Genomic DNA, 14,944 nt, shown 5'->3' with positions numbered 1-14,944 from the left:
ACCGCCCGGCCCCTGAGGTAGATCTGCCGGACACGACCCCCACGTAACAGCAGTGGTGGAGCGCCCTCGGTAGCCACGTCGCGTCGGTCAGGCCGGGCGGTCTACTTCGCCAGCGCAGCGAGCGCCGGTCTTGGCACGCTGTTCGGCTGGCCAGTACGGGGGCGGGTCACAGGCTGTCGGCCCATGTGGGGACGGGGTGGCTGTGGACGTCGCCGAGTGCGATACGGAGCGGACTGAGGAGGCGGTGAGCGAGGCTGGGAGAGAGGTCTTCGAGGGCGAGGGCCGTGGCGGCGAAGCACACAGTTTTCTGTTCGTCTGAAAAGTTCCGTACGCGCTTGCCATGGATGCGGGCTGCTCGGCCCAGTGCTGCTTCTGTGTGCTTGATCAGCGCGTTCTTCAGCGTGGCTCGGTCGGTGGTCCTGGCGAGGTCCTGGGCCTCGTACCACGCTGGATCTTCGCGATCGGTCGGCCACGCCTTGTTGTAGGAGCGGCGCAGGGTGAGGACTTCGTCCCACGTCAGCGTTTCCAGTCGGGTGAGCAGTGCTGCCGTTGTTCGTCCTTGAGGACCCAGCGCCCACCAGGCCGGTACTCGGAACCAAATTCTTTGGCCCCACGTTCGTCCGGAGCGTTCCTCGTCGTCGTTCGGGACGAGACTGACGATCCACAGCCCGAACGGAATCTCGGTCGCGAAGGGCAAGTAGTTGGCACCTGATGCATGTGGTGCCGCGTGGTGCCATGGCTGCTTGCGGCGCCGCAGCGGCACGTCGGGTGTTTCCTCGATGAGGATGCTGCGGCGGTCCCGCAGGGCGGCGGCGTAGTCGGCGGGGTCGTCGTCGAAGCCACGGCCTGAGGGGCGTGTGACCTTCCAGCCCCAGTCGGCCGGCAGACGGTTCGGATCCACTTTCGCGACTGTCCAGTCCTCCCATCCAAGACCAGGCATCTGCTCCTCCTCCGTGACGATGGTGAGGCCCCATAAGGAGTACCTCCGGGGCATGCGCGGGCGCCAAGGGAGTTGCTTGCGCACCGAAGGTGACGCTGGGCGTAAGTGCGTGGAAGAGGTCAGTAGCGGAAGCCGAAGAGTCCGCCAGTGGGGGAGTCGGTCAGGACGGTTTCGAGGGTGTACGGCTCGGCGTTGAAGCCCAGGCGGGTTGCTTTGGCGAGGTCGTCGGTGTTGAGGGTGGCGATGTACTGCATGGTCTCTTCGCGGGTGACGTCTGCGGCGAGTTGCAGGGCGGCTCTGAGTTGCCGGTCGTCGACGCCGTCGTAGAGGTGGCTGTCGTGGATGAGGAAGTCTGGGCCGCGTCCGTGTCGGTGGGCGAGGACAGCAAGGGTGAGGTCGAAGCAGAAGATGACCATGTTGCCGATGCCGCGGCTGTTGTCGCTGTCGATGCGCGGGGTGATCGTCAGGCTCTCGCGTCCGGCCTGGATGGCCAGGAAGGCCTCGCGGGGCCCGTAGAGGGCCTGGGCGAAACGGGAGAACAGCAGGGTGGCTTCGCGGGTCTGCTGTTCGCGTTCGTCGAGATCGGTCTCGACGGCCTGTTGAAGCTGGATGCGTTTGGCGGTGATCTGGCGGGAGCTGGACTCCAGGGTCTGGGCTGCGTCGTAGCGGTGGCGCAGGGCTCCCAGGGCCGCTTGCTCGCGGGCGAGGGCCTGCTGGAGGGACGTCAGCGCTTCCAGAGCGCCGCCTTCGTCGAGCTGGCGCAGCAGTTGTGCCTGTTCCTCACCCAAGCGGGCGCGCTCAGTACGGCGCTCGGCGAGCCGTGTGGTGAGCTCGCTGATCTCTTCCTCCAGGAAGCGGCGCCGGTTGCGCACGATGGAGTGATGGAAGGCCTCGACCTCCTGGAACCTGCGGCGGATCTGGTCACTGAGAACGATGCCGAGCTCACGGTAGGCGGGCTGGAGGTACTGGGTGTCGACGTCGGCTGTCTCGATGACTGCCTGTTGCAGTTCGTCGAGGTTGTACTGCTCGATGACATCGTCCTGGGAAAGCTGTTTGATACGGCGACTGAGCTCGTCGGCCTGGTCCTTGAGGTGCTCGTACTCGGGTACGACCTGGAAAGCGGCGACCTGGCCCTGCAGGCGTTCGACCTGGGCCTCGGCCAGCGCGATCTGGCCACGCAGGTCCGCGGTGGAACCGACGATCTGTCCCCAAACGGGGTCGTTGACAGCCTTGCGGAGCTGTTTGCGAGTGGCATCGCGGGCGGCGAGCTGCCGGTATCCGTCAGCCAGCTGCCAGTCCAGGCCGAGCAGGTAGGCCAGGTTGGTGGTGGCATCGGCGGCGGGCTGGCGGGAGAAGGTGCGTCCGGCTTCGTTGAAGCCGTGGGCCGAGACCCGGCGCGCGAGATAGGAGAGCAAGGTCCGGCCGCTGACGCCGGGGTGGTCGCCACGCAGTCCGAACAGCCTGTGCTCGATCAGATGGTTCCACTGCTCGATGGGGACCTCGGCCTGGCCTTGCGTCTCGAGGGCGAACAGGGAGTCCGGGTCGGGTGCGGTCACGTCGGGTTGGAGGGTGACGAACGCTGGCCGTGCGCCGCTGCGTCGTACCTCCAGCGTCTCGGTCACGTCTGGCCAGTCCAGGTCCAGGCCGAAGGTGATTGATCGCAGCGCCCGCTTGGTGAACGGGTTGCGGGTGCTCCCACTCGCGCCGAGCAGGAAGTGGACGAGCTCGACCGTGCTGGACTTGCCGGCGCTGTTACGGCTGTCGGTGGACGTGGAGGCTTCGGTCTTGTCGGCGAGCAGCAGGTTCAGGCCGCCTTGGAAGGCGATCTCCTTGAACCGGGAATCGTCAGCGCTCAAGCGACGCAGCATCTGCATTCCTAACGACAAGGAGGTCGTCGTGCAGTTCGACCGCACCGATCCCGTACAGGACGTCCAGGGACAGGACGAACCAGCCGAACGATACCGGGGAGTAGTGGTGGTGCTCCCGACGCCAGGCCTTCAGCCGCGCCCAGGTCTGGCTCACAGTCCGCGGCTCGTCCAGCTGAAGGAGGACTTGGGCGCCTACCGCGAGCAGGCAGCGGTCCGGTGCGATCCCTTTGGTGGGTGTGATCATGGCTGCGTACTCACCAGCCCTGCCGGGCTCCAGTCGCTGGGAGGTGCCTCGAAGATGTCGCAGCGGAAGAAGAAGTGCGCCAGGACAACCCATGCCGCCCGGTGCACCTGGGGCCGCTGGCGCTCATTACCTAGGACGTACATCTCCAGCTGCCACAGCACGTCGTCGGGGTCCCGATACTCCTGGCGCACCTGTTCGTAGAAAATACGGAATCCGCGTGCGACCTCGTCGTGTTCCAGAGTCCGGATGCCCCCGGCGTAGAAGGCCTCCACCAGAGGGGTGTGCCGCATGCCGCGCAGCAGCGCGTCACGCGACTCGCCCCGGAGTTGGTTGAAGTCGAGCTTCTCTTCGCGCACCTGGGGCAGTTCCATGAGCGGATCGGCCTCGGCCCGCAGTTCCTTGAGATGCTGTAGCAGCGGTGCCAGGTCGTCCATGCCCATTCCATACACGGTGGGTTTGACCGGGATCTCGCAGCCCAGAACGTCTTCGGCGAGGGCTAGGTCGAGGCCCATGCACTCTTGCCATATGTGGCGGGTGCCCATCTGCTCGAAATCCAGGGCCGGGTGGTCAGAGTCTGCGGTAGAGAGCATGGTCGCGACCTGAGGGTGGATCCCTCGCCGGTCGTTATGGACGAAGACGAAGGTGTCGAACTGTCCATCGCGCTGTCTCACGGCGCTGGCCAGGTCCTTGGTGAACTTCGTCTTGACGGCGGAGGCGCCTCCCGTCTGCGGGGCGTAGCAGGCGTAGAGCTTGCGACTGTGGAGGGTGAGTCCGTCCGCACCTTGATCGCCGAGCTTGCCGTGGGTCCGGACATCTAGGAAATTCGGGTGGCGCGTGACCATGACCCGGTGGAAGAAGTCCTCGAACGCAGATTCGTAGAGGTCTGCCATCAGATCGAGGAACTTGAGACGGGCGTACATTCGCTGCTCGAACTTCACCCGTCCCCCTCACCGCAAAGAACGCCATCGTAGCTGGGTGCGATCAAGCGCGGAAGGTTGTGTACACGCACGTATCGGGGCGCATCTCCCATCGCTGTAAAGGGAGATGAGCGATGGATGGTCAGGTCGGCGTCATGCCAATGCTGACCAGGAGGTGTTGTTGGTGGGGGTGGAGGAGGAGCCAGCCGCGTTGCTGGTTTTGGAGCCAGTGGCGGGTTGTGGGGTGGCGGTGGTCGGCTCGTGCCTGCTGGTAGGTGCGTTGCCACAGGATGGGCCAGGGCGGGTTCCACCAGGGGTCGATCATGGCGAGCATCTGCTGGGTGGGGAGGGGCTGGCCCGTTTCTTCGCGAGTTGGCGTTGGCTGTCGAGCCACTTGCCAAGGGGGAAGCCGTTGCGGACGGTTTTGATCGGCGGGCAGAGGTGGCCGTGTTCGATTGCCCAGGTGCGGGCGTGGTGGAGGGCTTCGGCGTGGGGCCGGGGCCGGGGACTGGGCGGCCACTGTCCGGCTGTCTGGGCGGTGATGCCGATGGCGTTCAGCAGGTGCTGCTGGTCGGGGTGGAGCTGGTGGTAGGTCAGGCAGGCGCGGGTGGTCCAGCTGCCCAGGGCGGTGCTCGGTGCGGGGATGCGGGCGACGGGGTCGTACGGTTCGCCTGCTTCGATGTGGTTGCGGGCGCGGTAGTAGTTGCGCTGCCACTCGGTTTTCCAGGGCGGGTTCCACCAGAGGTCGATCGCGGTGAGCTCGGTCAGGTGGGGTGAGGGCGGCAGACGGTCGCGGGCGCGTTGTTTGGCCCGGTTGCGCTGGCTGAACAGCCACCACCCCAGCGGATACCCGTCGTGCCGGGTGTCGCGGGGGGCTGCGAGGTGCCCGTGTTCGGCTGCGTAGGCGCGGGCGTGTGCCAGGGCTGTTTCGAAGCCCGGCATCAGGTCGGGGCGGTGCCCGAGGCGGCTGCGGGGCTCGCGGGGACGCTTGGGTTCGGCGGCACGCCGTGTGCGGCGTCGATGGGTGGAAGCGGCAGGATCCGCACCCCTTCCGGCCGGGCTGGGCTTGTCTGTCTGCGGAGCCGGGGCGGCAGCCGGTCTCGGTGGTGTCGTCCGTGCGTGTTCCCGGGCGCTGCGTGCCACATCGGCAGTGATGCCGATGTCGGTGAGGAGTTGCTGCTGTTCGGGGCGAAGCTCGTCGTACGTGGCGCACTGGCGCCACAGCCAGTCGGCGGCACCGGCGTCGTCGAGGGCATTGAAGCCGTTCTCGGCCTGGAGGCGGCGGCCGGCCGCGGCGTCGCGGGAGCGGTAGTAGTGACGCTGCCACCTCAGGTGCCAGGGCGGGCACCACCAGGGGTCGATGGCGGTGAGGGCCTGGGCGCGGCCGGCGGGCAGGGGCCGGTGGCCGGTGCGCTGATAGTTGCGTTGGTTGGCGAGCCACTGTCCCAGGCGGAAACCGTCGTGGACGGTTGCCGAGGTCACGGAGGCCAGGCTGCCGTGTTCGGCGGCGTAGGAGCGGGCGTGCGCGAGGGCCTCTTCGGCGCCGGCCCTCATGTTGCGTCGTCTGGGCCGGGCGGCGGCCGCCGCGGCGGCGTCGATGCCGATCTGGGTGAGGAGGCGTTGTTGTTCGGGGTGGAGGGTGGGGTAGCGGGTGCACTGCAGGTATAGCCATTCGCCCAGGCTGTAGCCGGTGGTGGGGAAGCCGCGGGCCGGCTCGAGCGGGCCGTGGGCTTCGGAGTGATCGCGGGCTTGGTGCCAAGTGCGCTGCCACAGCGTGCTCCAGGGCGCGTTCCACCACCGGTACAGCGCGTGGAGGGCAGCGGCTTGGTGGGCGGGCACGCGGGTGTGGCGGGTGCGCAGGTTGGACAGCCATGCGCCCAGCGGGTAATCGCCTAAGGAGTCTTCCTTGGGGACGGCCAGGTGCCCGAACTGCTGGTGGTAGGCGTGGGCGTGCGCAAGGCTTCTCTCGAAGGCACGTTCGGCTTGGAGGCTGTGGCCGCGAAGCCGTTTGACCGGCCGTGGTTCTGGTTGGCCGCTGTCGGTGCGTGATTCCGGTGGAGGCAGGAGGTCGCTGAGGGGGCGGGGCCGGTGCGATGAATGCACCTTCCACAGCTTCTGCCGCGCCGCGGGTGTCGGGTCGGCGCGGGTTAGTACGCAGGAGTGGGCCCAGGTGAACAGCGGTCCGTGGGTGACGGCGGCGAGGCGGTGGACGAGCCACGACCGCTGCAGCTCATGGGCGACCTCGGTCAGAAGAGCGGGTAGCTCACCAAGACGGTAGGGGGGATGGCCGCCCGATTCGGCAACAGCGCGTTGCTGCAGAGGGCGGCTGGCCAGCAGACGGGCGAGGGCGACGGTCTCGGGATAGGTGATCAGGTCGCGTGCCGCCACCTTCCACCAGCCGGGGTCGGCGCCGTCCGGGCGTGTGGCATCGAGGCGCGCCGGCCAGGCGTGTTCCTGGCGGGGCCAGGGCTGCTCCCACCAGGAGTTGGTGACGGCACGAGCGACCTCAAACGCCTGCGCCCCGATGGGGGAGCGGTGCAGCAACCCGGCATGCCCCCGCTGGGCTTCGATCACTTCCGGGCACCGGCCGAGGGGGACGGTCAGCCCGCCGGTGTGGGGCAGGTACAGGAGCCAGTACCGGTGGCGTGCGCAGACGCGCTGCTCGGGTGCCAGGTACCGGCGGGCGGGCACCTCTCGTCCGGTACGGGCGGCGGTGCATGCGGGGCAGGCCGGCCCCCATGTGGCGACGACCTCCTCACCGCGCATCAGCCGCCCGACCGGGCCCATCCCGTACTTTCCGCTCGGCTCTTCCCGCGTCCATGCGGGCAGCGCCTGCTCAAGCACGTGCTGCGGAACATGGCAGAGTGCGGCGACCCGGTCGCGGGCCTGTGCGTTGAGGTGGATCTCGCTGTCCGGGTACAGCATCCCGGTGAGGTTCTGCAGGCCGCCGACGTCGGTGACGGCGGCGAGCACGTCACGGATCCCGAGGTGGTATCGGGCGGCGATCCTGGTAAGGAACGACAGCGTCAGCTCCCCGTTCAGCGCGGCGATGCGTCCTGCCGCGCCGCCGCCCATGGCGGGCACGATGCTGCCGGATGCCGCCCGTTCGCGCCCCGCTCGTCTGTTCCGGGGCAGGCGTGCGGGTGCGGGCGTGCTGGACCGGTGCACCATTGCAGATGCCCTACGTGCGCCGTGCGGGCCGGGACGGCCTGGCCTGGGCTTCGGCGGCCGCGTCGAGTTCGACTTCGGCGAGCAGCTGCTTGGTGATCCGCTCGGTGCCTTCCGTGATCGCGACCAGGGCGGCTTCACGGATGAGGTGGGAGAGGCTGCCGATCCGGCCCGCGGTGCGGGCGTGGAGGTAGGCGGAGTGCTTGACCAGGGTTCCGGTCCGGTGTGCGCGCAGCCGCAGCAGGTTCTCCATGGCCTGCACGAGGTCGTTCCAGACGGCCCGGTCCTGCTCGGTCGCGTACGCCAGCGGCCGGTGCCTGAAGAGCTTGAACCGGCCGGCGATCTGGGCCCCGCGCACTCCGCTGAGCAGTGAGGAGGTTTCGATGTCGATCGCGGAGTACACGAAGGTGGCCGGGATGCGTTCGCCGAGGTACTTCAGCTGGTCGGAGGTTTCCGCGCCGGCGCGCCGCTGGGTGTCCAGGAGGTGGATGTCGTCGATGAGGACCAGCTGGGTGCCAAGTTCGCACAGCAGGTCGCACACGGCGCCGGTGATCTGGGTCTGGTTGAGGCGGTCGGTGATGGGCATGCCGAGGAACCGGGCGAACTCGCTGACGAGCATCTTCGGGGTGGCGGCCGGCGGCACGCTGATGAACAGCACGGGTCTGCGCTCTGCCCGGCCGGGGTGCTGGCGCTGGTCGGCCAGTTGGAAGGACCGCCCGAGCGCCATCATCGTGGTGGTCTTCCCGGTGGTGGCCGGACCGGAGATGATCAGACCGCGCCTGGCGCCCGCCTGCTGGCGGCGGTTGACCAGCAGCAGCCGTCGCACGCTGGTGAAGACACTGTCCATGGCCGGGGTGCGCATGACGGCGAGCTCGGAGTGGTAGTCCTCCCGCTCCGCCTGGGACCAGGCGCCGTCGTCGGCGTCCCGGGCAGGGGCCGGCGCCCGGTGGACGAAGGCGTCCCAGCCCTGCCATACGGTTGGCGGCGCCAGGGGCACAAACCCGCCGCTGTTGTCGGAGAAGGTGCTCACCAACGCAGCGACTCCTCGAAGGGGTCGTAGACCGTGACCGAGGAATCTCGCGCCGGACGTGCCTGGTCGCCCTTGGTCCCGGGCGCTGCAACGCCTCTGGCGTCGGCGGGCCCAAGAGGCTGGAACCCACCACCCGTTGCGTCGGCTGTCTCTTCCTCTTCGTCTTCGTCGAAAAGGTCCTCACCGTGGCCGAGGGCGTCGTCCTCGCTGGGCCTGTCGGCTTCCGTCTGCGGCGGCTGGCCGTACAGAAGCCCCCACACCGCACCGTCTGCGTTCGCGGCGCCGTGGGCGCGGGCCCGGGCGGCGACGACCTTGTCGCGGCGGCTGCCATGTCCGGCGGCGGCGCGCTCCAGCAGCTCGCGCAGAGCGAGGGCCAGGTCGTGTTCGTGCTGGACGCGGCTGCTGCGCTGGGCGACGGTGCGCCGGATGTGCTGCCAGGTGAAGTCGGTGAACGGGGCGGTGACCAGGGTGTGGTGGATCCAGGGCACCGTCTGCCACCCGTGCCCTCGCGGCTGGCCGGGTTTGGGCAGGCGCACCCAGATCTGGCCGGGAGCGTGCGGGTTGTAGTGGATCTCCCACAGGCCGTCCGCCGCCGGCGAGGCTTCGCCGCGGTAGGGGTTGAGGACCTGATGGTCGTAGGTGCGGTAGTCGATGCGGATGCCGTAGTCGTTGATCTTCTGCCGCTTGACGGGCATCAGCTCGATGTAGTCCTCGCGCCCTAAGGGCACCGGGACGTATCCGCACACAGCGACCAGTGCCGCCCACATCTCGTTCGGCGACAGAGCGCGGCGGGGCATCATCGGGTGCCGCAGCCCGTCGTGCTCGCGCTCCTGCCACCCGCAGATGATCCACTCCTGCAGCAGGTCGTCCAGCTGGGCGAGCGTCCATACCGCCTCGCCTTCGGTATCCCGGCCGCGCTCGCCGGTGTGGGAACCCGTGTAGCCGGCCACGTGCTGGGCGAACAGCGTGTTGATCGAGGAGAACGTGCGCTCCACATGCCCTTTGGCCGGCCCGTTGCCCGGCGGCGCTGGCTGCAGGGAAATGCCCAGCGACCCGCACGCGGCGACGAACGAGGACGAGACGAACACCTTGCCCTGATCGACCACGACGGTCCGCGGGGTGATGACCGGGCGCGCTGCGGCCCCTTCCAAGCGGGCGTCCACGCTCAGCAGCCGCTCGTAGGGAATCACTGAGCGTTCCATCGCCAGCGCCTCGGGCCAGGCAGGCCGCATCGGCGCGGGGACCATCACCTGCGCCAGCAGGTGCGCCGCGTCCACACTGCGGGTTCCCTTCGGGCGCAGCACGGCCGCGCAGATACTGCGGGTCGCCACATCCAGCGCGATGGTCAACTCGGGCCGCTCCACCACTCCGTCGTCGAGCACCACGAAGGCATCCAGCACGGTGCTGTCCATCATCACCAGCTCACCCGGCGCCATCACCGTCGTCGGCACGAACGGGGGAGCCGGCCGCGCCGAGCGCCAGCGGCGTTGCCGCGCACTGCCCAGCAGCCCGCGCCCGTCGGCCAGGGCGTGCACGAGCCGATTGAACGTCGCAGCCGACGGCAGCGGCACCGCCCCGTGGCCGTGCCGCTCGGCCAGCAGCCGTTCGGTGTACATCCGAAGCCGCCCCAGCGTCCCGCTGGAGCGTTCCTGCCCGGCCTCCAATACCTCCCGCAGGGCGGCCACCACCCGCTCATCCGCACGCCCCAGTGCCGACCGGGGCCGGGCAGCCCGCTGATCCACCAGTCCCCACACCCCACCGTCGCGGTAGCGGGCCCGCATCCGCCGCACCGTCACCGCGCTGGTCGCCAGACCCGCCGCCGACAACTCTGCCGCCTTCGCCTCCTCCCGCTGCGCCAGCGTCCGCATCTCCGGGTCGTACTCAGCCCGCGCAGGGCCGGCCGCACCGGATCCGCCGGGGTGCCCCGTCTCCACCTCCCGCACGTGCCGCTCCCAGACAAGCGCCCGCTCCCGCACCGGCGCGGGCAACGACTCCAGCAAGCCCAGCGGCGGCACCCGGCAGACGGCGGGCGCAGCCACAACCTCGAACCCCTCGTCGGCGAACAACAGCGACAGCAGCAGCGTCGCCACCTCGCCGTCCTCGGCGATCAACCGCACCTGCCCGCCAGCGAGAGCCGCTACCGTCCAGACCCGCCCCTCGAACCGCACCCGGGACCCCACCTCAACCACCGGCCCGCCGAACCCCCGGCCCCTCGCCCCCATCACGCCGCCGGCGCCCACACCAGCATCCGCTCATGCATCGGAGCGCCCAGATCCGCGGACAACCGCCCCGCCCACAGAGCATGGAACAGCGCGGGAAGGACCACCATCGGATCCCCGGCCCGGCGCACGCCCTCCCACAGCGGCGTACGGTCGGCGAACGACTCCCGCAACGCCGCCGCCGCCTGCTGTCCTGCCTCGTACCGCGGATGCCGGTACCCGGACAGCCAGGTCACGTTGCGCCGGTACACCAGATCGACCGGACCCAGCACCCAGTACCGCCAGCCCACCGCCGCACACACCTCGCCGACCACCGCCGCGAGGGACCGCTGCCGCCGAGAAAGCTCCCCTCTGGCGGTGCAGTCCGCCAAGACCCCCTGGCCGTCGGTGAGCCGGAGCATCACCTGCGGGACATGCGTACGCACCCCGTCCGGCGCACGCCACCGCAGTTCAAGCGGCCGACTGGCCAGGCCTTGGACGCGTGGATCGCGGTCGAGCAGCATCAGATGCAGCCGCATCGCCCCAGACCCGTAATGCACGAGCCGTCCGGTGGTCGCCGACCACCACCATCCCGGCGCCATGCGCTTGCCCTTGCGGGCTGAAAACGGCCTCAGAGGCGGACACTGCTCAAAGGGCACTTCGGCGGCCGCCGCCTGCCACGACGAACACTCCGTCGTCCCGCCCGCAGCCAAGAACCGTACGTCCACAGCTCTGACATCGGCCGGCCCGGCCTTTGCCACATCCCATTCCGCGCTCCGCACACAGAGCCAAACGTCTTGTCGGCTCATCCGGTAATGGGCGTAACAAGCCAAAGGGAAACGCGTGCCAGAGACCAGATCCCGGTTCTGCCAGGCGTCCCTGACCCCGCAGACGTGCTGTCAGCCGCGCTCGGGCTGCTCTTCGGCCCAGGCGTAGCCCAGCTGAGCGAAGGCTGCTCGTTGCTCCGCATCCAGACGGTCACGCCTGGACTTCTGGTTACTCAGAAACACACCCAGCCTGATCGCCGAACCGTCCGGCAACTCCTCAATGTGCGCCCTTCCAACGACGGTTCTGCCTTCCCGCTGGATGTACTGGGTGAGGGCTGCCAGGCCGCGTTGGAAGGCTGATGGCTTCCCGGTGCCCTTGGCCGCCGAGGCCAGGGCGGGTGGTTCGGCGGGTGTTACGCCCAGCGCTGTCAGCCGCTGCTGCTGTCCCTCGGAGAGCTCCGCCCAGCTGCGGCATTGCCGCTGAAGCCATTTGCCGAGGTCGTCGCCCTCGTAGAGGACGCCGGGGGCGATGTCGGGCAGGTGGCCGCCTGGTTCGTCGGCGGCGAGTTCGGCCAGGACGCGGTAGTGGCGTTGCCAGTCCAGTGGCCAGGGGCAGTTCCAGTCAGGGTCGATCGCGGCCAGCTGCGCGGCCCGCGTTGCGGCGCGCTGCGGGTTCTTGCCGAGGCCGTCTTTTCGGCGGAGGTTGGCCATGTGTTCCCCGACCGGGACCAGTTCGCTGTCGGCGGCGCCCCATACGGCGTCGCGTCTGGGGGCGAGGTGGCCGTGGGCGCGGTGGAAGGAGCGCAGGGCTGCGAGTTTGTTCTCCCAGGCTTCGTCGCCGGGTTCCCACACCATCCCGGCTTCGTCGAGCAGCATCTTGCGGTGGGGATCGAGTTCGTCCGCACGGTAAGTGCGCCGCTGCTGGTGGACCCAACGCCCCAGCGGGAACGCCTTGGTGACGCCGGCCTCGGTCTCGGTGTCGTACGGGACGGCGTGCAGGCCGGTAATGTGGTGCTTCTTCCGCCAGCGCAGCAGGGCCTGATAACCCTCCAGCCACACCAACGACTGCGGCCGGTACACCCGGGCGCGCAGGAACGCCGCGATCGTCGCCGCGTCCCTCGGGGTGGAGAAGTGCAGCAGCGCTGACTCCACCGCGCCCTCGCTCTCGTCCTGCCCGCCCTCTTTTTCGGCCGTGGTGCCGATGATCCGCCCGTCCTCGTCCCGCTTCACGTGCACCTGCCGCCGCCCGCTGCTCAGCGCCCGGCTGGCGAGCTGCTCGACGAGGCGTTCGGAGTGTGAGCGCAAGCCTTGAAGGACCGCTACCAGGGGTGCGAACGAGGCGGAGGCGACCATGCCGGTCGGGTCCTCGCCGGGCTGGAGGAAGACGGGCACGATGATCCTGGCCACCTTGTTCGTGCCGTCGGGGTTCGGGCGCAGGGCCCGGCCGATGTTCTGCACGATCTCCACCTGGGAGCCGCGGGTGTCGGCGAAACACACCGCCTCCACACCCCGCTCGCCGACGATGTCGACGCCCTCGCCCAGGACCCGCACGCTGGCCAGGAACGCCCGGTGCACGCGCTTGTTGCCGGCGTCGAGGCCGTCGGCGAACTGGCGCAGGACCTCCCGGCGTTCGGCGACGAGGTGGTCACCGCACAGCCACGCCGCCCACACTCGGTCCGGGGGCACGTGGCGGCCGGCCTCCAGCGGGTAGAACTCTGCATCGATCGACGACTTCGGCAGCAAGTCCGCGTCGGCCAGGGCCTCGTCGGAGACCTCGGCCGCGTACAGCTCGGCGGCCGTCTGCGGCATCGTCTCCGCGAACGCCATCGCCTCCTCCACCCGTTGGTGGAAGGTCATGACCGTGCGCAGGTTCCGCGCGGCGGCGTGCTCCAGGAGCGCAGTCTGCAGCAGCGCCAGCCGCCGGCCCCGCTGCGCCTCCTCTGATAGTGCCTGGACGGGGGAGGGGTCGTGGATCTCCAGCACGTCGATCTCGAACCCGGCGAGGATGCCGCGCTCGATCGCCTCGGACAGTTCGAGCTCGTAGATCCACTCGCCGTACGGGCCGCCCGGATCGGACGCCATGGTCGCGATCTCCAGCTCCTGCCCGTCCCTGCCCTTCTGCGGGCGAGGGGAGGCGAGGATGCGCGGGGTGGCGGTGAGGTAGAGCCGGAAGTCCGCCGGGATGCGGGTGTTGTCGTGGATCGCCGCCCACGGCCGCCCAAGATCACCCGTGGTTGAGTGGGCTTCGTCGACGACGGCGATGTCGAACGGGGCCATCGTCTGTCCGTACAGCCGCTCTCCGCCTGCCAGAGCAGCCTCCAGCGGCCCGCGAACGCGTCCCTGACCCAACGGGTCCTCCGCGTCGTCGCGGTCCACGAGAGAGGCGTACGTGGCGAACACGACCACCGGCCCATGCCCCGCCCACAGCGCCAACTGGATCGCGTTCGTGGTGGTCCGTACGCCCAACTGCTCCAGGACGTCGTCCTTCTCCAGCGAGCACACCCCGACCATCGGCCCCCTGTGACCGACCCTCCGCCACGCCTGAACGGTCTGCACGAGCAGATCGAGGGTAGGGACCATGACGAGGATCCGCCCGCCACGGAAGCACTCCAGCGCAGCCCACGCAGCCGTGATCGTCTTGCCAGACCCCGTGGCGGACACCACCGTGGCGCGCGCCCCTTTCGCGGGCACAGAGGACCTTGCAGGGAATCCGACCCAGTGACGGATACGCGCAGTCGCATCCACCTGGTGCTCTCTGAGCACGATTCTCTGCATTCCAAACTGTCCTGTCATCAGTTCCTCTTGCCGAGAGCGGCGCTGCAGCCCGATGTCTCATCGATGGCAGGTGATCTCTTAAACGCCGAGTCCTTAAGGCCCCATTCATCGAGCCCGGAGTAGACCGTTGCCGTCCGGCACTGCGGTGCCAACATGCACTCAGCTTCCCCGCGGTAGACGGCCACAAGAGAGTCAGCTCCTCGCCACCAGGTGTCCGCACGTCCGGCAACCTCCAAGACCGGTTCCAAGCCGTCGAGTTGCAGCGCCTCCACCGCTTCACCGGTCACCGTGGTGATAGTGCGGGCGCACCGGCGGGCATGATCCGCGAGGGCCACCGACTCCACCCACCCCGCGATGCTCCCATGCAGAGGTACCCAAGTGCAGGCATGGATACCGAACTCCCCCTCGGGACCAATCATGAAAGCGTAGGGAAGCGCGGTGCGCTGCAGCCCGGCCCCGAACCACCAGCCCTCCGCCTCCGACCCCTCAGGAACGTCCGCACTCAGCGAACTGGGACCACCGTCGTAGTGCAGAGACGGAGGGAGGGCTATCCCGCCCCAGATTTCCTGATACGCCACAGCACGGTCAATCTCTGCTGCCGGGATTCCATGCTCCAGCCACCGGGCCCGGTGCTGCTCCACACCAGTATCAGGAATCCGGTAACCGTGGATTCGGACGAAAGATTGAGCCCTGCGCGTAAGCACATCAGGAATCTTTTCCCTGATCGTCACTTCGATTCACCTCATCGACTCTGCTCACCCTGTCGAGCTCACACAGCCTTGAGGGTGTGACTATTTTTCCCTAACTCTACATGCTGCATCACAAAGAGGCATGCACTACCTGAACTCGACACGAACGAGCAGCCACCCCTCCTCGTAGCCAGCCAGGCCCGCGCCAGCGGGCCCGAAGGGACTGGAGGCGCAGCCGGAAGGACCGTTGAGGGCGGGGGAGCGCAGCGGACCCGCCCGGCCGGCCTGGAGCGCCAGCGGAGGGCCGGATCCAGGACCAACTACTGGACGCTCCTGGAGCGCAGCGGA

The 14,944-nt window shown here is 68.8% G+C and carries 11 protein-coding genes; all 11 read right to left on the bottom strand.

Going from position 1 to position 14,944, the window contains the following annotated elements; genetic code table 11:
* Positions 1-166 precede the first annotated feature (166 nt).
* On the bottom strand, positions 167-901 hold the full coding sequence (locus AB0D31_RS29095) for a hypothetical protein (RefSeq protein ID WP_362728597.1): 735 nt from the start codon (positions 899-901) through the stop codon (positions 167-169).
* A gap of 158 nt (positions 902-1,059) precedes the next feature.
* Positions 1,060-2,796, bottom strand: coding sequence for an ABC-three component system protein (locus AB0D31_RS29090; protein WP_362728595.1), 1,737 nt, complete (start codon positions 2,794-2,796; stop codon positions 1,060-1,062).
* Complete coding sequence (locus AB0D31_RS29085) at positions 2,786-3,052, bottom strand: ABC-three component system middle component 6 (protein WP_362728593.1); 267 nt, start codon at positions 3,050-3,052, stop codon at positions 2,786-2,788. Before AB0D31_RS29085 ends, AB0D31_RS29090 begins: the two co-directional genes overlap by 11 nt.
* A complete protein-coding gene (locus AB0D31_RS29080; RefSeq protein ID WP_362728591.1) occupies positions 3,049-3,990 on the bottom strand; it encodes an ABC-three component system protein in 942 nt (313 codons plus the stop codon). The genes AB0D31_RS29085 and AB0D31_RS29080 overlap by 4 nt, the downstream gene beginning before the upstream one ends.
* A 121-nt stretch (positions 3,991-4,111) precedes the next feature.
* The gene (locus AB0D31_RS29075) at positions 4,112-4,294 is read right to left on the bottom strand and encodes a hypothetical protein (RefSeq protein ID WP_362728589.1); all 183 of its coding nucleotides are present in this window, start codon (positions 4,292-4,294) and stop codon (positions 4,112-4,114) included.
* Positions 4,291-7,044: a helicase associated domain-containing protein gene (locus AB0D31_RS29070; RefSeq protein ID WP_362728587.1), complete on the bottom strand. Its 2,754-nt coding sequence runs from the start codon at positions 7,042-7,044 to the stop codon at positions 4,291-4,293. Before AB0D31_RS29070 ends, AB0D31_RS29075 begins: the two co-directional genes overlap by 4 nt.
* A gap of 106 nt (positions 7,045-7,150) precedes the next feature.
* Complete coding sequence (locus AB0D31_RS29065; RefSeq protein WP_362728585.1) at positions 7,151-8,167, bottom strand: ATP-binding protein; 1,017 nt, start codon at positions 8,165-8,167, stop codon at positions 7,151-7,153.
* Complete coding sequence (locus AB0D31_RS29060) at positions 8,164-10,284, bottom strand: Mu transposase C-terminal domain-containing protein (protein WP_362728626.1); 2,121 nt, start codon at positions 10,282-10,284, stop codon at positions 8,164-8,166. The genes AB0D31_RS29065 and AB0D31_RS29060 overlap by 4 nt, the downstream gene beginning before the upstream one ends.
* 104 nt (positions 10,285-10,388) lie before the next feature.
* Positions 10,389-11,093: a TnsA-like heteromeric transposase endonuclease subunit gene (locus AB0D31_RS29055; RefSeq protein WP_362728583.1), complete on the bottom strand. Its 705-nt coding sequence runs from the start codon at positions 11,091-11,093 to the stop codon at positions 10,389-10,391.
* 171 nt (positions 11,094-11,264) lie between these two features.
* On the bottom strand, positions 11,265-13,907 hold the full coding sequence (locus AB0D31_RS29050; RefSeq protein WP_362728581.1) for a Helicase associated domain protein: 2,643 nt from the start codon (positions 13,905-13,907) through the stop codon (positions 11,265-11,267).
* A gap of 17 nt (positions 13,908-13,924) precedes the next feature.
* Positions 13,925-14,638, bottom strand: coding sequence for a hypothetical protein (locus tag AB0D31_RS29045; RefSeq protein WP_362728579.1), 714 nt, complete (start codon positions 14,636-14,638; stop codon positions 13,925-13,927).
* Positions 14,639-14,944 lie beyond the last annotated feature (306 nt).

Origin of the sequence: Streptomyces sp. NPDC048361 (genome assembly GCF_040651795.1) — a bacterium.
In the GTDB taxonomy this organism is placed as follows: domain Bacteria; phylum Actinomycetota; class Actinomycetes; order Streptomycetales; family Streptomycetaceae; genus Streptomyces.
The sequence above is the reverse complement of the archived record's forward strand: the minus strand, read 5'-3'. Positions and strand labels throughout refer to the sequence as shown.